The sequence below is a fragment of the Corallococcus sp. BB11-1 genome (assembly GCF_026626625.1).
Taxonomy (GTDB): Bacteria; Myxococcota; Myxococcia; order Myxococcales; family Myxococcaceae; genus Corallococcus; species Corallococcus soli.
The window spans coordinates 1-17,513 of sequence record NZ_JAPNJY010000029.1 but is presented as its reverse complement, the minus strand read 5'-3'; the positions used below and the strand labels follow the sequence as shown (position 1 = coordinate 17,513).

Genomic DNA, 17,513 nt, shown 5'->3' with positions numbered 1-17,513 from the left:
TGCGACGCACAGCGCGTGCGTGAGGCTACTTCTTCTTCGGGCCGCCGCGCTTCGCCCGCGAACCGCGCGCGGGTGGTTGCGTGGCGGGCGCGGGCCCGGTGGGGCCGGGGGCTTCCTCGGGGCCGGGAGGCACCTTGTGGGAGGCAGGCGGCTTCGACGGGCGACCGCGAGTCCCTCCCGAGGAGGGCTTCGTGGAGCGGCGGGTGGCGGGAGGCCGCGAACGGGGGCGCTCCGGGCGCGAAGGCTCCCGCGTGGGACGGCCCTCGGCGCCTTTGACGGACTGCCCCCGCACGGCGCGCGGGGGCTTCGCGGGAGGACGCTGCTCCTTCGCGACGGAGGGCCCGGAGGCCTCACCGTGCTCCGCGTGAGAGGGCTTCGCCGGACGCCCATACGCGATGTCGGGCGGTGGCTTCGGCGGACGCGCGCGCCCGTCCTCGGACGCAAGGGGCCTGGGGCCGCGGCTGTGGCCGTCGTGCGCGGGCATCGAGGGATGGCCGTACTCGATGTCCGGCGGCGGCTTCGGGTGCCGGGTGGGCTCGAACCCGGGCGTCATGGACGGCCGTGCTCCTTCCGCGCGCGGGGCCCGGGCCGCCTGGGCGCGCAGCGTGTCCACCTCCCGGCGCAGCCGGAGGACCTCCGCGGAGAGCTGGGCGTACGAGTCGCGCACCAGCCCGTTGAACACGCGCTGGCGCCCCAGCGTTTCGTTGATCAACACCTGGCACGACTTGCGGAAGGCCCACTTGGCCAGGAGCACCACCTGGCCCGCGCCCCCGCGGTGCGTGTGCAGGGGCAGGGCGCGCGTGGTGTCCGCGTTCTCCTCCAGCGCGTGCATGTTGAACGTCAGCGGATCCACGCGGGGCTCGACGCCGTCTTCCGGCACCTCCGCGGCCTCCGACGTGGGCAGCCCGCGCGTGCGCAGCCGCTCTTCGATGCGGGCCAGCAGGGCCCCCGTGGGAATGTCCCGTCCGAGCAGCTTCATCGGTGTGTCTCCTCGACGATGCGCGCCATTTCTTCCCGGTACGCCGCGACCACCTGGGGCCACGTGTGCCGCTGCGCGTAGGTGCGGGCCCGCTTGCCCAGCGCGTCGCGGGCCTCGCCCACTTCGCGCAGTCCTTCAATGAACGACGCGAACCCCCGGTACACCCGGCCCGCGCCACTGCGCTCCACCTGTCCCACCAGCACGTCCGAGTGCCCGTTCACCAGCACCGGCGTCCCGTGCACGAACGCCTCCAGCGTCAACAGCGACAGGCTCTCGAACTTCGACGGCACCACCACGGCCAGTGCCCCCGCGAGCGCGTCGTGCTTGTCCTGCTCGTCGATGCGCCCCAGGTGCCGCACGCCCTCGCCGTCCAGCGCCATGTGCGCCTCGCCCGCGAGCACCAGCTCCGGCGCGTCCGCGTAGCGCTCGCGCAGCTTGCGGTAGAACGACAGCAGCTCCGGCACGCCCTTGCCCGGCTCCAGCCGGCCCACGAAGAGCAGGTAGCGGCCGTGCACGCCGTGCTTCTGCCGGAAGCGCTCGGGCACGGCGGGCAGCGCGTCCACCCCCACGCCCACCACCCGCGCCCGCGCGTGCTCCGGATGGAAGCGCCCGAACATGGCGACCTCCTCCGGCGTGTTGCACATCAGCACCCGGGGCCGGTTGAACACGTCCCCGTAGACGCCGAAGCGGATGGGCGGCTCGTCGTGCGCGGTGGGCACCAGCATCGCGCGGTCCGCCACCAGCGGCAGGCCCATCACCGTGGGCGCGTACAGGTACGTGAAGAACAGGTAGCCGTCGTATGCGTCCTGCGTGGAGGCCAGGTGTTCGATGAGCCCCGGGCTCAGCGGGCCCTGCTCCGCCACCCACTGCTCCTCGCGCAGCCGCTCGTTGTTCTTGTCGAACACCTGACGCGACAGCCCGTTGAACGCCTGGATGTTGCGCTTGCGCGTCACCGGGAAGCGCAGGACCTTCACCCGGCCCACGCGCTCCTCGCCCGGCGGGAAGGCGTTCTCCCACGACAGGTGGTTCTTCGCGCAGGTGGTCAGCACCGTGATGTCCCAGTGCGGCGCCAGCCGCTCCGCCACCTGGGCCGCGTGGCTCTCCGCGCCGCCCGTCACCTCGCCGTAGCGCTGCACCACCAGCGCCACGCGCGGCCGCTTCTTCGCCGGGGCCCGGCGGGGACGCGGCGGCGGGGGCACCACGCCCGTGAGCGCCCGCTCGAGCGACACCTGCGCCGCGGCGGGGGAGAAGTGCTGGAGCCGGCGCGTCTGGCCCTCGATGACGGACCGGCGCAGGTCCAGGTCCTCGCTCAGGTCCACCGCCAGCTCCGCGAGGAACGCGAAGCGCTTCTGGTCGAACCCGATGCCCGCCCCACCCATCGTCTCCGGCACCGCCGCCGCCGCGTACGCCATCACCGGGACCTGGGAGGCCATGGCTTCAATGATGGGCACGCTGAAGCCCTCGTGCTCGCTCATGGACACGAACACGGACGCGGAGCGGTACACGGCCACGAGCTGCGCATGCGACAGGCGCCCCAGGAACTCCACCCCGCCCAGGGCCTTCGCCTCGCGCTGGAGCCCCTTGAAGTAGCGGCTGCCCGCCTCATAGCCGCCCACGAGCAGCAGGCGCGCCTGGGGACGGATGCGCAGCAGCTCCCGGTGCAGCGCCAGCAGGTCCTCGAAGCGCTTGTGCGGCATCACCCGGCTCACCGACACCAGGGTGGGCCCGGGGCCGGAGAGCTCCGCGAGCATCCGTGCATCCGCGCCGGAGGTGGCGAAGCGCTCCGGTTCGACGAAGAGCTGCACGGTGTGCACGTTGCGGTGGCCCGCGACGCGCAGCTCCGCGCAGTTGTAGTCCGAGTCCCCGAACGACACGTCCAGGAAGGGCGCCATCGCGGCGACCTGCGCGCGGCCCGCGATGAGCGCGTGCTCCAGCGGCGTGCCCGCGTAGAAGCGCGCGGGGCTGATGTTGTGGAACACCACGCCGCGCTTGCACGGCAGGTGCAGCAGGCGTCCGCTCAGCGCGGACGCGATGCCGTGGTGGTACAGCACCAGGTCGTCCGGCCGGGGCTTCAGCGCGAGGGCGCGGTGGGCCATGCCCTCCAGTCCCGCGCCGACCTCCTCCGCGTAGATGTCGCCCGCGTGCCCCATGCGGCGCAGCAGGAGTTGAAGGTGCAGCGCGGCCTGCCCGGAGGCATCGCCGGGGCCGAAGCTCGGGATCAACTGGTGGACCGCCATGCGGTGCCTTGTCTAGCACAGGGGCATGGTATGAGGCGGCCCGTGTCGACCCTCGGACCCATCGCCCTCGACGCCACCCTCTGGGACGAACCCACCACGGGCATCGGCCTGTATACGCACTGCCTGGCGGACGCGCTCCAGGCCCAGGGCGTCGCGCTGAGCCTGATGGGCGCGCGCACGTCGGGCGACCATCCCCGGGGTGCCCAGAAGCGGACGGCGTGGACGCTGGGCTCGCTGCCGCGCGTGCTGCGGCAGTCACCGCCGCCCGTCTACCACGCGCTCGGCAACTTCAACCTGCCGCTCAGGCGCGTGCCGGGCACCGCCTACGTGCTCACCGTGCTGGACCTGGTGCCGCTGGACATGCCGAGCACGGTCTCCAAGCCGTTCCACTGGCAGTTCCGGATGTGGCTGGCGCGCAGCCTGACGCTCGCGGACCGGCTGGTGTGCATCAGCGAGTGCACGCGCGACGACCTGCTGCGCCGCTTCCCGCAGGTGGAGCCGCGCACCGTGGTGGTGCCCATCGGCGTGGACCACGTGAACGTGCCGGAGCTGGACGCCGCGGGGGAGGACTTCCTGCGCGCGCTGAGCCTGCCGAAGGACTACGTGCTGTACGCGGGCTCGCTCGACGTGCGCAAGAACGTGGACCTGGTGCTGGACGCGCAGGAGCGGCTCGCCGCGCAAGGGCGGCCCTTCACGCTCGTGCTCGCCGGGCAGAGCTGGTTCGGCTCCGGCAAGGTGGAGACGCGCATCGCGCGGCTGCGCTCCGAAGGGTTGGACATCCGGGCGCTGGGCTACCAGCCGTCCGCCATCTTCTACGCGCTGATGCGCCGCGCGGCGCTGTTCGTCTTCCCCTCGCGCTACGAGGGCTTCGGCCTGCCGCCCCTGGAGGCCATGCGCCTGGGCACGCCCACCGTGGTGTCCACCGCGGGCTCGCTGCCGGAGGTGTGCGGCGACGCGGCCCCCGCGGTGGATCCCGACGACGCGGAAGGGCTGGCGGCGGTCATCGACCGGCTGCTCGGCTCCCCCGCGGAGCGCCGCGCGCTGTCGGAGGCGGGCCCGCGTCAGGCCGCGAAGTACACCTGGGCGCGCACCGCGGAGGGGACGCGGGCCGCGTACGATGCGGCGCTCCGGCACCGCCGGTAGGCGGGGTGGAACAGGCTCACGGCGAACCGGCCCGCGAGGGCCCCTCAGGGAGGAACATGCGACTGCTCGTGTGGAGTGGAATCGTCTGCGGAGTGCTGCTCGGGTGCGCGGGCTCGAACGCCGCGCGCAAGGAGGAGGCCCAGGAGCCCCCACCGCCCGCGAGCGTGGAGCAGGAGGCCCCGCCCACCCCCGTGACGCCGCCGGAGCACAAGGCGCCGTCGCCGGCGGAAGCCGCGGAGGCGGCCGAGGGCAAGGAGGCCGTGGAGGTGATGCCGCTGGAGGTGACGGAGACGCCCGCGCCGCGTGACCCCATCGCCATCGAGTCGCAGAGCGTCCAGGGCAACATCCTGAAGCTCGGCGTGCGGCACGGCGGCGGCTGCAAGACGCACCGCTACGGCCTCGCGTGGGACGGGCGGTTCACGAAGACGGCGAAGGGCGAGCCCCGCGCGGAGCTGACCGTGCTGCACGACGCGAACAGCGACCGGTGCAAGGCGCTCGTCTACAAGGACCTGTCGTTCGACCTCTCCCTCTTGAAGCAGGAGTGGAGCGAGAAGGGCAACGGCGACCACGGCGCGCTGCACCTGGACTTCAACGGCATGCCGGAGCAGTCAGCGCGCTTCAAGTTCTGACGGACGCGCCCGGAGGACGGGAAGGGACCCCCTTGCGAGGCGGCGGTCCCTTCCTGGTCCCACCTCAGCGCTGGAGCAGGGGCTTCATCCCCTGGGCGAGCAGGTCCTCACGCAGGCGGGTGAGCACCTTGCCCAGCAGGTTCAGCCCCCGCCACTGCGCGGGGTCCTGGATGCGCGGGTCCTCCGCGTTCAGTCCCACGCCCCAGATGCGGTCCATGGGACTGGCCTCCACCAGCACGGTGCCCGCGGTGGACAGCAGCGTGTCCAGCAGCAGCCGGTGCTGCGTGAACTTCGCGTGGTTGCCCTCATACACGATGCGCTCGCGCTCCCGCTCCCACACGGCCGCGTCGAACGGGCTCACCTTGCGGCCCAGCGCCTTGTGCTGCTTGGGCGTGGCGGCGCGCAGCACCTGCTCCAGCACGCGCGTGTCCCCGAAGAGGCGCGCCTTGCCCGCCATCATGTACTGCTCCGCGCAGGTGTAGCGCACACCCTCCACCTCGAACACGGACGGGTGCCACTGGGAGAACGGCGAGTCCTCCTTCCAGAAGAACGTGAACCGCTCTGTCCTCAGCTCCATCGTTGCCTCGCTGGGTTGGTGTTGAAATGACACGAACGTGGGGCGGTGGAGGAACCTGACGGGGCCTTCTACAATGCCGGCCCTTCCGCCATGCGCCTTCAAGAAGCCCAGAAGCTGTTGGACCGTTGTTTCACTGGCACTCGGGAGGGCGCGCCCCGCCTCCATGAGCCGTCGGACCCGCGCTTCTCCGGGCGTGGGGGGGCGGTGTGGCTGGAGTACCGCTGGTACGTGCGCGAGCGCGGCATGGCGGAGGTGTTCCTCAAGTGGGACCGGGTGTCGGCGGGCGGTGAGAAGGCCGCGGAGGCCACGGTGCTGCGCACGCACCTGCTGGGCCAGTCCCCCATGCTGTCGCAGCGCGCGCTGCGCACGGTGGAGGGGGGCACGCCGGCGCCGGAGCGCATCCTGGACGTGCTGCGCGGGGACGGCATCCGCCGCGAGTGCGTGGCCCGGGGGCGCACCACCGTCACGGTGGAGCACTGGGAGAGCGCCCGTCCCACGGTGCTCCTGGACGAGGCGCGGTTCGAGGAGCTGGCCGCGCCCCTGGAGGCGGAGGACTCCACGCCGGAGTCGCGTCACGAAGCCGTGCAGCGGCTGTCGGCCGCGGAGCGCAGCCCGCGCGTGGTGGACGTGCTGCTGCGGATGGTGGCGCGCCGGCCGTCGCTGATGGCGCTGCGCATCCTGTCCGAGTGGGGCGAGGTGAAGGCCCGCGAGTTCCTCCAGCGGGACCTGGCCGCCCTCACGCCCGGCAACGCGGCGGACCTGTGGGCCCTCACCGCGTTGGACCGCAGGTTCGAGGCGTGGGAGGCCCTGGCGCGCCCCGTGTGAGGCACGCCAGGACGGCCGTCAGTGCGACGGCGCTCCGCCCACCCGGGGGCCCAGCACGTCGCGCAGCGCATCCGCGACGCTGAGCTTCGGGGACCAGCCCAGCGCGCGCAGCTTGTCCGCCGAGCCCACGAGGCTGGGGATGTCGGAGGGGCGCAGCCGCGCCGGATCCAGCTCGATGCGCGCCTGCACGCCGGCCAGGTGCAGCATCTCCTCCAGCAGGCTGCGGATGGTGCGGCCCTCGCCGCTGCAGACGTTGTACGCCTGCCCCGGCTGGCCCTTCTCCAGGAGCAGCCGGTACGCGTCCACCACGTCCCTGACGTGGGAGAAGTCGCGGATGGCGTCCAGGTTGCCCGTGCGCAGCAGGGGGTCCACCGTGCCCAGCGCGATGGCGCGGATCTGCGCGGCGAACGACGGCACGACGAAGGTGGGGTCCTGCCCGGCGCCCAGGTGGTTGAAGGGCCGGGCGAGGATGACCTCCATGCCGTAGCTGCGGAAGAACTGCTCCCCGGCCAGCTCCGCGGCGGACTTCGACGCCGAGTACGGGCTCAGGGGCACGTGCGGGTGGGACTCCGTCGCGAGGGTGCCCTCCGCGACGGGGCCGTAGACCTCACCCGAGCCCACCACCAGCACGCGCGCCTTGGGGGCGCTCTCGCGCAGGGCGGTGAGCAGGTGCAGCACGCCCATGGTGTTCACCGCGAAGACGCGCGCGGGGTTCTGGTGGCTCTTGGCCACCGAGCTGAAGCCGGCCAGGTGCAGCACCGCCTCCGGCTTCACCTCGGCGACCGCCGCCTTGACCTTCGCCTCATCGGCGATGTCGAAATGCAGGGCGGTGCTGCTGATGCCCTCGCCCCGGGGCCCATGCACCTCCACCACCTCGTCGCCGGCCGCCCTGAAGGCGCTGCAGGCATGCCGGCCGACGAAGCCATCCGCTCCCGTGACGAGGACGCGCATCTTACCGCTGCCCTGCCTTCACGCGCTCCAGGTCGGCGTCGACCATCATCTCCACCAGCTGCTTGAAGCGCACGGTGGGCTCCCAGCCGAGCTTCTTCTTCGCCTTGTCGTAGTCGCCGATGAGCAGGTCCACCTCCGCCGGGCGCACGAACGCGGGGTCGGTCTTCACGTACTTCTGCCAGTCCAGGCCCACGCGTCCGAAGGCGATCTCCACCAGCTCCTTCACGGTGTGCGTCTCGTTGGTGGCGACGACGAAGTCCTCCGGCGTGTCCTGCTGGAGCATGCGCCACATGGCGTCCACGTAGTCGCCCGCGAAGCCCCAGTCGCGCTTGGCGTCCAGGTTGCCCATGGGCAGCGTGTCCTGGAGCCCGTGCTTGATGCGCGCCACGTTGTACGTGACCTTGCGCGTGACGAACTCCAGGCCCCGGCGCGGCGACTCGTGGTTGAAGAGGATGCCGCTCACCGCGAAGAGCTTGAAGGACTCGCGGTAGTTCACCGTGATGTGGTGGCCGTAGGCCTTCGCCACGCCGTACGGGCTGCGCGGGTAGAAGGGCGTCTCCTCCGACTGCGGCACCTCCAGCACCTTGCCGAACATCTCGCTGGAGGACGCCTGGTAGAAGCGCACCTGGGGGCGGGTGTGGCGGATGGCCTCCAGCATCTTCGTCACGCCCAGCGCCGTGAACTCACCGGTGAGCACCGGCTGGTTCCAGCTCGTGGGCACGAAGGACTGCGCCGCCAGGTTGTAGACCTCGTCCGGCTGGGTGAGGTTCAGCAGGGCCGCCAGCGAGAATTGGTCCAGCAGGTCGCCCTGGTGGAGCTGGATCTTCCCCTGGAGGTGAGCGATGCGCTCGAACTTCTCCTCGGAAGAGCGGCGCACCATGCCGTGCACCTCGTAGCCCTTCTTGAGCAGCAGCTCCGCCAGATAGCTGCCGTCCTGCCCGGTGATGCCCGTAATGAGTGCGCGCTTGGTGGCCATGGCCCTTGTCTGTTCGCTGGGAGACGTGTTCGTTGTACCCGAGCCTTTCGCTGTCTGCCAACCGTTCCAGGGTTCCTGGAACTTGTCCCGGTCCGCGCCCATGCCTAGGTAGGGAGCGACCTGCCCAGGAGTTGCCCATGCGTAGTGCCTCCCTCTCCGCCTTGACGGCCCTCTGCGTGAGCACGGTCGCGGGGGCGCAGACGCCTCCGGTGGCCGTCCCCTACAGCTCCCAGACCCGGCCCGGCGCCCGCTCCGCCGGCACGGTGGACGACGTGGCGCTGTGGGTGAACTCCAGCAACCCGGCGGCCAGCCGACTCCTCACGTCGGACCGGAACAATGGCCTGTTCGCCTACACGCTGGACGGCACGGAGGTGCAGACCCTCACGGAGGGCACGTCGTCGAGCGTGGACGTGGTGTACGGCTTCCCGGTGGGCGACGGCGTGACGCAGGCGCTCGTGGTCAGCGCGAACCCCACGCTGTCGGGCCTGGTGCCCTACGTGCCGGATTCCGCTCCGGACGCGGGCGGAGGGCTCAGCCGCCTGTCGCCGACGGCGGCGCCGCTGGATGTGGGCACCAGCTACGGCATGGTGCGCCTGTTCCGCGCGGCGGACGGGACGTTCCAGGCCTTCGGAGGTCTGGCGGGCGGGGGGCTGCGGCAGCTGGTGTTGACCCCCACGGACGGGGGCGTCACGGCCACGCCGGTCCGGGACATCCCCACCGGCTTCGTGACGGGCCTCGCGGTGGACCCGTCCCAGCGCGCCGTCTACGTGGCCCAGCAGGGACAGGGGCTCTACCGCTACGGCTCGGACGTGGACGCCGGCATCGAGGGCCAGCAGGTGGTGCCCCTGGGGGATGGCGGCCTGTCGTCCGTCGGACGGCTGACGCTCTACGCGTCGTCCGGCGTGGATGGCTACCTGGTGGTGTCGGATCCGAACGCGAGCACCTTCGTCGTCTTCGACCGGCGCACGCTGGGCCGGGTGGGCGCGTTCCAGGGGGTGCAGGACGGTGGCTCCGACGGGGTGGACCAGTCGCGCGGCGTGGTGGCGTACCCGGGCGCGCTGGGCGCGGCCTTCCCGGAGGGGCTCTTCGTCGCGCATGACGCGCTCAGCAGCAGCACGTTGGGCGACAACCTGAAGCTCACCTCCTGGGGCAGCGTGGCCCGGGCCTTCACGCCGCCGCTGGCCATCGCGCAGCAGGTGGACGGGGGCACGGGCGGAGACGGCGGCACCGGCGATGGTGGCACCGCCCAGGATGGCGGCGGTGGTGGCGTCGTCATCCCGGGGCCCGGCAATCCGGGGGGCAGCGGCGACAGCCCGGACGGCGGCTGCGGGTGCTCCAGCACGTCGGTCCCGGCCGTCGCGATGCTGGGCCTGCTGGGCATGGCGCTCCGGAGCCGCCGGCGCCGGGGCTGACCGGGCAGGCGCGAAGCGGGTTGAAAGCGAAGGGGGCGCGGGATGAAGTGCGCGCCCCATGCGCTCCTTTCGTCTCACCGCCCTGGCCCTCGCGGCGCTCGTCTCCGCGTGCCGGGGTGGCCCGCGGCCCGCCGCTGAAGCCGTCACGCCCGCCGCTCCGCCCGCCGTCGCCGAGCCCCTGCGGCTCACGGTGGTGGGCACCAACGACTTCCACGGCTGGGTGATGCCCCACCGCGCCACGCTGCCGGACGGGCAGAAGGTGGAGCAGGGGGGCGCGGCGCTCTTCGCGTCCTACGTGGCCCGGCTGCGCGAGGACAACCCGGGCGGCGTGCTGCTGCTGGACGGCGGCGACATGTTCCAGGGCACGCTGGCGTCCAACCTGGGCGAGGGCGCCATCGTGGTCGACGTGTACAACCTGCTCGACTACACGGCGGTCGCCATCGGCAACCACGAGTTCGACTACGGGCCAGTGGGCCCGGTGCCGGTCGCCACGCGTCCGGACGAGGATCCGCTGGGCGCGCTCAAGGCCCGCGTGGCGCAGGCGAAGTTCCCCTTCCTGTCCACCAACGTGCGCGAGCTGGACGGCCGCCACCCGGCCTGGCTGGGCAACGACGGCACCGCCGTCGTCACCGTGAAGGGCGTGAAGGTGGGCCTGCTGGGCCTGTCCACGCTCCAGACGCCGCAGACGACGAACCCCGCGAACGTGGTGGGCCTGCGGTTCGAGTCGCTGGCCCGCTCCGCGCAGGAGGCCACGCAGGCCCTGCGCGCGAAGGGCGCGGAGGTCGTCGTCGCCGTCGCGCACGCGGGCGGCAAGTGCACGGACCTGTCCAACCCGCGCGACACCTCCGGGTGCTCGCGGGAGAACGGCGAAATCTACGAGGTGCTGGACGCGCTGCCCCCGGGCTCCGTGGACGCGGTGGTGGCGGGCCACACGCACCAGACGATGGGGCACTTCTTCGGCGACGTGCCCGTCATCGAGACGACGGGCCTGTCCCGCTCGTTCGGCGTGGTGGAGCTCTTCGTGGATCCGGTGAAGCGCCGCGTGCTGCCTGAGCGCACCCGCATCCAGGCCGCCATCCCGGTGTGCGGCGCGGTGGACGCCACGCTGAACACCTGTGATCCGCTGCGCCTGCGCGACGCGAAGGACGTGCGGATGGTGCCGGCCACGTTCCTGGGCGCGCCGGTGACGCCGGATGCGCGGGTGGCGGCGCTGGTGGCCACGGCGGAGGAGCGCATGGCGGTGGAGCAGCGCCGCCCGGTGGGCGTGGAGGTCACCGCCCGCATGCCGCAGGTGTACGACGCGGAGAGCGCGCTGGGGAACCTGATCGCGGACGCCATGCGCGCCGAGGCCCGCTCCGACGCGGCGGTGATGAACGCGGGCGGCATCCGCGCGGACCTGCCCGCGGGCCCGCTCTCCTTCGGCAAGCTCTACGAGGTCCTGCCCTTCGACAACACGCTGGCGGTGCTGGAGCTGACGGCGGACGAGGTGCGCCGCCTCCTCTCGCTCGCCTATGGCGGCCGGATGGGCGTCTTCGCGGTGTCCGGGCTGGAGGTCACGCTGGGCGCCTGCCCGGGGCCGGAGCGGTTCCGGGGCGTGACGCTGCCGGGAGGCGCGCCGCTGAAGGCGAAGAGGACCTACCGGGTCGCCGTGCCGGACTTCCTCCTGCGCGGCGGGGACGGGGTGGGGCCGCTGACGTCCAGCCTGCCACCGGAGCGGATCAGCCTGTTGCAAGGACGGGACCTGCGCGACGTGCTGGCCGCCTACGGCCACGCGCGGAAGAATGCCCTGAAGCCACCGGCACTTGGCCGCGTCCACATGGCGCGGAGCGAGGCCCCGTGCGCGGACGCGACGCCCTGAACCCCTGACGCCCCGGGCGTCCCTGGGGTTGGAAATTTTCTCCCTCCGCTGATCCGCTGGCACTGAACGGGTCCGCAACCCAGCGAAAGATCAGCGAAAGGCGCCCGGGCCGAATTTTCGGCCTGGGATCAGTTTCCAACGGGCGGAAACCTCCCTACTCTAGGGCACGCGAGATCCCTTGCCAGCCGGGCCCTGAGCCAGCGTGCGCAAGCAGGAGTTCGTGCGTGGGAGGGACAGAGATGCTCTACAAAGTGACCCCGATGATGGTCCCGGTGGCGCCCGAGAAGGAAAAGGCGCGTGAGCCGGGGCAGCCTCGCAAGCGGCGCAAGTCCTCCGTCTACGACGCGGACGGCCACGAGGTGCTCATCTCGCTGATGTGCCTGAAGTGCAAGACGCTCAGGCCGCTGGCGCAGTTCGGGCTGCGCAAGATGGCGGATGGCGCCATCCGCAACCAGCCCTGGTGCCGGGGTTGCCGCTCGGGCGCGGGCACGAAGAAGCCCAAGAAGGACGAGGCCCAGGCGGCCGCCACGAAGGTCGTGGCGGCGGTCACCGTGGAGCCCGTGCTCCAGGTCGTCGTCTCCGCCGTGCCGCTCGACGTGGCGCCGGTGGAGCCCACGCTCGTGGAGTTGAGCGCGGCGGTCCACGACGCGGCCGACGACACCGACGCGACGGCCACCGCCCCGGTCTGATCCGCCGGCCGGGACGTCCCACCCGGGTGGGGTGCGTGCTCGACGCGCGCGCCCCGCATGGGATGGATCCGCCCGGCGGTGCGTGCCTCCAGCCTTCAGCCTGCCGCTGACGGCCCCGGGATGATCCGCCCGGGGACCGCGGCAGGTGAGGCGCCCCGGTCCTCCAGGACGCCGTTGTCCGCGTCGTGGCTCAGGACAGCCGCAGGCCCGCCGGCAGGGTGTCGCCGAGCGCCCGCGCCTCGTCCGCGGCCTCCAGGGCCACCACCTCGCGCACCATCCGCACCCAGGTGTCGGACGCCTTGGCCGCGACGAGCGCCTGGGCGGTGCGCTCGCGCAGCTCCGGGTCCAGGTCGCGCGTGCGGTCGCCGGTGAGCCGCGCGAGCTGGGCGGCGGCGAAGGGCGCCCCGTCCACCTTGCGCAGGTCCAGCATCAGCAGCAGCTCCAGCCACGTCTCCGCGGTCTCCACGTCCACGACCTTGTGGCTGCTGCCGTAGAGCGGCACGCGCGCGCCCAGCCGGCCCAGGGCCCACGCCCACGGGCCGCCGGAGCGGGACTCGACCTTCAGTCGGGAAGCAATCCACCGGCCGGCTTCCGTCTTGTCGCCGGGGGACAGGTGCTCCAGCGAGGCCACGGTGCGGACCATCTCGTCCAGGCCCTCCGGCTGGATGCCCTTGAGCTTCGCGGCCTGCGCGGGGGCCTCCAGCGGGATGCGCCGGGCCAGGTGCGGCTGGAGGTAGGTGAAGAGCTTCTGCTGCTGCGCTTCGGTGAGGCCGCCCGCGATGCGGCGCCACATCACCCAGAACTCCGTCCACACGGCCTTGTCCTGGTGGTGCTGCACCAGCGCGTCGAAGAGGCTGAAGGTCTGCTCCGCGCGCCAGCCGTCCAGCGGGTAGCCGAAGCCGGGGCGCAGGCAGAAGCCGGTGAGGCTGTAGAAGACGCGCTCGTGGTCATCCGTGCGGCGGCGCTTGCTGGCCCCCGCGTACAGCGTGCTCCACAGCTCGCGCAGCACCGGCACGCGCCACGTGTCGCGCGGGCCCAGCACCTTCTCCAGGGTGCGCGACAGCTGCTTTACGTCCTTGGGGCCCAGCGGCAGCGGCTTGTTGCCATAGACGCGCTCCACGTTGTCCTTCGCCTCGGCGAAGCGCGCGGGCATGGACTCCGTGACGGTCAGCTCGTGCGAGCCGCCGGTGCCGCGCAGCTCGAACTCCAGGCGCCAGCGCTCGTCCGCCACGTCGGACACGCAGAACAGCTCCAGCGTGCCAATCTCCGTGAGCGCCGCCTGCAGGTGCACCGGCACCTCCGTCACCTTGCCCGCCGCGCCCTTGAGCAGCGTGTGGATGGGCGGCAGCGGCTTCAGGTCGTCCGCCAGGGGCACCAGGTCCCCCGGCTTGTCGATGCGGTCGCTCGTCGTGGAGTAGAGCGCGAACTGCACCGGCCGGCCCAGGGTGAGCGTGAAGGGGCGCTCGCCCAGGTCCACCTTCTGCCCCTCCTCGAAGCCGCGCGGGATGAGGCAGAGCGTGGGCTGCTCCGCGCTGTCCGCGCCGCGCTGGAGGCCCACGTAGTAGGCCCGCGCCGCGCCGCCGCCAATGCGCAGCCCATGCCCGCGCCGCACCAGGCCGTAGTACGCCGCGCCCCGGGCGACGGCCAGCTCCAGCGACTCATGCTTCAACAGCGGGATGCGCGGCGCCTGCGGCCACCACGCGGACAGCGCGTCCACCAGCCGCGCGGAGATCTGGGGCGAGTTGAACACGCCGCCGTTGAGCAGGATGGCGTCCGGGCGGGGCAGGGCGCCCTCCGTCGCGGGCGTCTCTCCCAGCGCCGCGAAGCCCGCCGCCGCGTGCTGCGCGAGGAAGGCCGCCAGGTGGCGGGTGACGGCCGGGTCCTGCACGTACGGAAGGCCCAGCTCCTGGAGCGCCATGCGCGCCGTGCGGCGGGGGCGCTCCCCGGCGGGGGACAGGGGGAAGAAGCCGTCCAGCACCAGCGCCTGCGCTTCGTCGCGCCCCAGCTCCGTGGACAGCGTGCCGCCCAGGAGCCGGCTGCCCTCGCTGATGAGCGACAGGCCGTACTTCTCCGGAGGCGCGCGCCCGAGCAGCTCCTCCTTCGCGGTCCGCGCGGCCTGGATGGCCTGCGTCCACTGCGTCGCGGACAGGCGCCGGCCGTCCCTGGACAGCTTCTCCTCCATGCGCCGCGCGAGCGCCGCGTCCATGTTGTCGCCGCCCAGCATCAGGTGGTCGCCCACCGCCAGCCGCCGCAGCATGGGCCCCTCCGGCGACACGCCCGCGTGCACCAGCGTGAAGTCGGTGGTGCCGCCGCCCACGTCCACCACCAGCACCAGCCGCACCTGGGCCAGCGTCTGCTCCAGGCCGGAGCGGTGCCGGGCGGTGTAGTCGTAGAAGGCCGCCTGCGGCTCCTCCAGGAGCGTGAACTTCTCCAGCCCCGCCTTGCGCGCCGCGCTCACCGTGAGGGCACGCGCCGCCTCGTCGAAGGAGGCCGGGACGGTGATGACCACCTCCTGCTTGGAGAGCGGCTCGTCCGGGTGGGCGTGGTCCCACGCGCGGGCCATGTGCGTGAGCAGCAGGGCGGACGCGTCCACCGGGGACAGCTTCTGGACGTCCGCGGGCGCGCCCCACGGGAGGATGGGCGCGGAGCGGTCCACGCCCGGGTGGCACAGCCAGCTCTTGGCGCTGGAGATGAGCCGGCCGGGCACGCGGGCCCCCTGCCACCGGGCCAGCTCGCCCACCACGTACGGGCCGCCGTCGTCGCCCCAGGGCAGCCGGAGCGACTCCGGGGCCAGCTCGTGGCCCCCGGGGACGTAGACGGTGGAGGGAAGGAGCGCGCGCGGCGCCACCTCGCCCTGACGGACGAGCTGGGGCAGGGGGAAGTCCTCGACGGGTGCCCCCGAGCCCTTGCCTGGATCCACGGATGCCACCGCGCAATGGGTGGTGCCCAGGTCGATGCCGACGATTCGCATACGCCTCCGGTGTGCGGGGCCTCTTCTACTCCTTCATTCGCACGTTGAGCTCCAGCTTCCAGCGCCCGGGGCCATCCTTCTCCAGGCACCGCAGCTCCAACGTGCCCACCTCCGTCACCGCCGCCTGGAGGTTCACCGGCGTCAGGTCCCCGAAGGGCGTGGGCTGCCCGGGCAGGGTCGTCTCGATGGGGGCCACCTCTTCCAGCCCCCCGGACGCCAGCTCCGAGTCCACGTCGTCCAGGAGCACGCCCACCCGGTCATCGCGCCGCACCGACGACGCGAAGAAGCGGAAGCTCGTGGGCTCCCCGGTGACGAGCCCGAACTCCTGCGGCGGCACGTCCGCCTGCGTCCCCTCCTCCATGCCGAAGGGCGCCACGCACAGCGCCTTCACGGGCGGCTCCATGCCGGGCACCGCCGGCATCGCCGTCTCCACGCCCACGTAGTACGCGCGCGCCGTGCCGCCGCGGATGCGCAGGCCGTGGCCCTGGCGCACCCAGCCGTAGTATGCCGCGCCCCGCGCCACCGCGAGGTCCAGGTCCGCCCCCTCCAGCTCCTTCGCCGGGGGCGCGCCCTCCGCGGAGAGCCACGCGTTGAGGACCTCCATCACGCGGCCCTTGAGCGGGCCGGCCTTGAAGACGCCGCCGTTGAAGAGCACCGCGGTGGGGTGCAGGAAGCCCTTGCCCGCCACGTCCACCGGCGAATCCGCGCTGGCCGCCAGCGCCAGCGCCTGCCGGGTGAGGAAGGCCGCCAGGTGCTTCGTCACCGCCGCGTCCTGCGCGTACGGCAGCGCCATCTGCGCAAGGCCCGTGCGCCGGGTGGTGCGGGGCAGGTCCGTGACGGGGGACACCGGGAAGAAGCCGTCCGTGAGGACGCGGTCCAACTCCTCCCGCGTCAGCTCCGTGCGCAGCGTGCCGCCGATGAGCGACGAGCCCCGGCCCGGGATGGCGATGGGCACCCGGTCCACGGCGGGGTCCGCGTACAGCGTCTCCTTCGCGTGCCGGCACCCGTAGGTGAGCCCGTTGAACTGCCACGCGTCCAGCTTGCGGCCCTCGGCGGCCAGGCGCTGGTTGAGCGTGTGCGCCAGGGCGAGGTCCATGTTGTCGCCGCCCAGGAGGATGTGGTCGCCCACCGCCACGCGCAGCAGTTCCAGGTCGCCCTCGCGGTCCTTCACGGTGATGACGGAGAAGTCGGACGTGCCGCCGCCCACGTCCACCACCAGGATGACCTCGCCGGGCTGCACCTGCCGGCGGAAGTTCTCCCCCATCGCCTCCAGCCACGCGTACAGCGCGGCCTGGGGCTCCTCCAGCAGGGTGATGTGCTGGAGGCCCGCCGCCTTCGCGGCCTCCAGCGTCAGGTCGCGCGCCGCCGCGTCGAAGGACGCGGGGACGGTGACGATGACCTCCTGGGCGGACAGCGCGTTGCCGGACTCCTCCTGCGCGCGGGCGAAGGTGTGGTCCCACGCCTCCTTCAGGTGGCGCAGGTAGCGCGCGGACGCGTCCAGCGGGGACACACGCTGGACCTCCTCCGGGGCCTGCCAGGGCAGCAGCGCCGCCCGCCGGTCCACGCCCGGGTGCGACAGCCAGCTCTTCGCGGACGACACGAGCCGCGTGGGCACCTTGGCCCCGTGCGAGCGGGCGAAGTCGCCGACGATGACGCCCGGCTCCTGGCTCCAGGGCAGCCCCAGGCTGCCTTCGGGGAACTCCTGCGCGCCGGGCAGGTAGAGGAAGGAGGGCAGGAGCGGGCGCGCCTCCACGGTGCCGGGCGCGGTGACCTGCGGCACGGGCAGCATGGACTGCGAGGGGCCGCGCGGCTTGCCGTCCTCGAGGTTGAAGTAGGACACCGCGGAGTGCGTGGTGCCCAGGTCGATGCCGATTGCGTATCGGGCCATATCGTTCAGGAACCCCTGTGGAGGGGGCCCCGAATCCTTTCACCTGGAAGGGGAGGGGACTTCACGGGAAGTGCTGCCTTGCGGCCCGGGCGGGCGTCAGGCGAGTTCGACCTCCGCCGGGGCCAGCACCCGGGGCTCCATGGCGGGGCTCACGGACGGGAACTTCACCTCCGTCGTGACCCAGCCGTGGTGCCGCAGCGTGCCCCCATAGGGAGGCTGGCCCGCGACGTTGCCCGTCAACCGGATGCGCTGCGCGTCGAAGCCGTTGGGCACCGTCACCGTGTCGCCTTCGCCCTGCGGCAGCACCGGCTGGAGCGTCAGGTACTGGTGGACCACCTTGCGGCAGCCCTCATGGACGATGCGGGCCGCCGCGCCCAC

14 protein-coding genes are annotated in these 17,513 nt (G+C 72.7%); 6 read left to right on the top strand and 8 right to left on the bottom strand.

Annotated features, from left to right (window positions below):
* Nucleotides 1-25 precede the first annotated feature (25 nt).
* Both OV207_RS25000 and OV207_RS24995 read right to left on the bottom strand, forming a co-directional pair.
* Nucleotides 26-979: a hypothetical protein gene (locus OV207_RS25000; protein WP_227027017.1), complete on the bottom strand. Its 954-nt coding sequence runs from the start codon at nt 977-979 to the stop codon at nt 26-28.
* Complete coding sequence (locus tag OV207_RS24995) at nt 976-3,216, bottom strand: glycosyltransferase family 4 protein (RefSeq protein WP_267557656.1); 2,241 nt, start codon at nt 3,214-3,216, stop codon at nt 976-978. The genes OV207_RS25000 and OV207_RS24995 overlap by 4 nt, the downstream gene beginning before the upstream one ends.
* A 30-nt stretch (nt 3,217-3,246) precedes the next feature.
* On the opposite strand from OV207_RS24995, the gene OV207_RS24990 reads away from it, so the two are divergent.
* Both OV207_RS24990 and OV207_RS24985 read left to right on the top strand, forming a co-directional pair.
* Complete coding sequence (locus OV207_RS24990) at nt 3,247-4,359, top strand: glycosyltransferase family 4 protein (protein WP_193347876.1); 1,113 nt, start codon at nt 3,247-3,249, stop codon at nt 4,357-4,359.
* Between the two features lie 56 nt (nt 4,360-4,415).
* The gene (locus OV207_RS24985; protein ID WP_193347877.1) at nt 4,416-4,988 is read left to right on the top strand and encodes a hypothetical protein; all 573 of its coding nucleotides are present in this window, start codon (nt 4,416-4,418) and stop codon (nt 4,986-4,988) included.
* Nucleotides 4,989-5,052: 64 nt separating this feature from the next.
* On the opposite strand, the gene OV207_RS24980 is transcribed toward OV207_RS24985, so the two are convergent.
* Entirely contained in the window at nt 5,053-5,565 is a 513-nt protein-coding gene (locus OV207_RS24980; RefSeq protein ID WP_193347878.1) for an NADAR family protein, read from the bottom strand.
* Nucleotides 5,566-5,655: 90 nt separating this feature from the next.
* On the opposite strand from OV207_RS24980, the gene OV207_RS24975 reads away from it, so the two are divergent.
* The gene (locus OV207_RS24975; RefSeq protein ID WP_193347879.1) at nt 5,656-6,390 is read left to right on the top strand and encodes a hypothetical protein; all 735 of its coding nucleotides are present in this window, start codon (nt 5,656-5,658) and stop codon (nt 6,388-6,390) included.
* Nucleotides 6,391-6,408: 18 nt separating this feature from the next.
* On the opposite strand, the gene OV207_RS24970 is transcribed toward OV207_RS24975, so the two are convergent.
* Nucleotides 6,409-7,341: a GDP-mannose 4,6-dehydratase gene (locus tag OV207_RS24970; protein ID WP_267557655.1), complete on the bottom strand. Its 933-nt coding sequence runs from the start codon at nt 7,339-7,341 to the stop codon at nt 6,409-6,411.
* 1 nt (nt 7,342) lies between these two features.
* Nucleotides 7,343-8,317, bottom strand: a complete 975-nt coding sequence (gene gmd, locus OV207_RS24965) for a GDP-mannose 4,6-dehydratase (protein WP_193347881.1) — start codon at nt 8,315-8,317, stop codon at nt 7,343-7,345.
* A gap of 137 nt (nt 8,318-8,454) precedes the next feature.
* Here gmd and OV207_RS24960 point away from each other — a divergent pair, with 137 nt between their 5' ends.
* From OV207_RS24960 to OV207_RS24950, 3 genes are all read left to right on the top strand, one after another.
* The gene (locus OV207_RS24960) at nt 8,455-9,729 is read left to right on the top strand and encodes a myxosortase-dependent phytase-like phosphatase (protein ID WP_267557654.1); all 1,275 of its coding nucleotides are present in this window, start codon (nt 8,455-8,457) and stop codon (nt 9,727-9,729) included.
* 58 nt (nt 9,730-9,787) lie between these two features.
* A complete protein-coding gene (locus OV207_RS24955; RefSeq protein WP_267557653.1) occupies nt 9,788-11,587 on the top strand; it encodes a bifunctional metallophosphatase/5'-nucleotidase in 1,800 nt (599 codons plus the stop codon).
* A gap of 239 nt (nt 11,588-11,826) precedes the next feature.
* The gene (locus tag OV207_RS24950; protein WP_193347883.1) at nt 11,827-12,276 is read left to right on the top strand and encodes a hypothetical protein; all 450 of its coding nucleotides are present in this window, start codon (nt 11,827-11,829) and stop codon (nt 12,274-12,276) included.
* Between the two features lie 190 nt (nt 12,277-12,466).
* Here OV207_RS24950 and OV207_RS24945 read toward each other — a convergent pair whose 3' ends face one another.
* From OV207_RS24945 to OV207_RS24935, 3 genes are all read right to left on the bottom strand, one after another.
* Entirely contained in the window at nt 12,467-15,247 is a 2,781-nt protein-coding gene (locus OV207_RS24945) for an Hsp70 family protein (RefSeq protein WP_267557652.1), read from the bottom strand.
* Nucleotides 15,248-15,272: 25 nt separating this feature from the next.
* Nucleotides 15,273-17,135 (bottom strand): Hsp70 family protein, encoded by a 1,863-nt coding sequence (locus OV207_RS24940; RefSeq protein ID WP_267557651.1) that lies wholly within the window; start codon nt 17,133-17,135, stop codon nt 15,273-15,275.
* A gap of 96 nt (nt 17,136-17,231) precedes the next feature.
* On the bottom strand, nt 17,232-17,513 hold a 282-nt coding region (locus OV207_RS24935), incomplete at its 5' end, for a DUF2760 domain-containing protein (RefSeq protein WP_267557650.1).

What these genes read in the sequence shown, in the direction of transcription:
- OV207_RS25000 (WP_227027017.1), bottom strand. Translation starts at nt 979, where the DNA reads ATGAAGCTGCTCGGACGGGACATTCCCACGGGGGCCCTGCTGGCCCGC.
- OV207_RS24995 (WP_267557656.1), bottom strand. Translation starts at nt 3,216, where the DNA reads ATGGCGGTCCACCAGTTGATCCCGAGCTTCGGCCCCGGCGATGCCTCC.
- OV207_RS24990 (WP_193347876.1), top strand. Translation starts at nt 3,247, where the DNA reads ATGAGGCGGCCCGTGTCGACCCTCGGACCCATCGCCCTCGACGCCACC.
- OV207_RS24985 (WP_193347877.1), top strand. Translation starts at nt 4,416, where the DNA reads ATGCGACTGCTCGTGTGGAGTGGAATCGTCTGCGGAGTGCTGCTCGGG.
- OV207_RS24980 (WP_193347878.1), bottom strand. Translation starts at nt 5,565, where the DNA reads ATGGAGCTGAGGACAGAGCGGTTCACGTTCTTCTGGAAGGAGGACTCG.
- OV207_RS24975 (WP_193347879.1), top strand. Translation starts at nt 5,656, where the DNA reads ATGCGCCTTCAAGAAGCCCAGAAGCTGTTGGACCGTTGTTTCACTGGC.
- OV207_RS24970 (WP_267557655.1), bottom strand. Translation starts at nt 7,341, where the DNA reads ATGCGCGTCCTCGTCACGGGAGCGGATGGCTTCGTCGGCCGGCATGCC.
- gmd (WP_193347881.1), bottom strand. Translation starts at nt 8,317, where the DNA reads ATGGCCACCAAGCGCGCACTCATTACGGGCATCACCGGGCAGGACGGC.
- OV207_RS24960 (WP_267557654.1), top strand. Translation starts at nt 8,455, where the DNA reads ATGCGTAGTGCCTCCCTCTCCGCCTTGACGGCCCTCTGCGTGAGCACG.
- OV207_RS24955 (WP_267557653.1), top strand. Translation starts at nt 9,788, where the DNA reads ATGCGCTCCTTTCGTCTCACCGCCCTGGCCCTCGCGGCGCTCGTCTCC.
- OV207_RS24950 (WP_193347883.1), top strand. Translation starts at nt 11,827, where the DNA reads ATGCTCTACAAAGTGACCCCGATGATGGTCCCGGTGGCGCCCGAGAAG.
- OV207_RS24945 (WP_267557652.1), bottom strand. Translation starts at nt 15,247, where the DNA reads ATGCGAATCGTCGGCATCGACCTGGGCACCACCCATTGCGCGGTGGCA.
- OV207_RS24940 (WP_267557651.1), bottom strand. Translation starts at nt 17,135, where the DNA reads ATGGCCCGATACGCAATCGGCATCGACCTGGGCACCACGCACTCCGCG.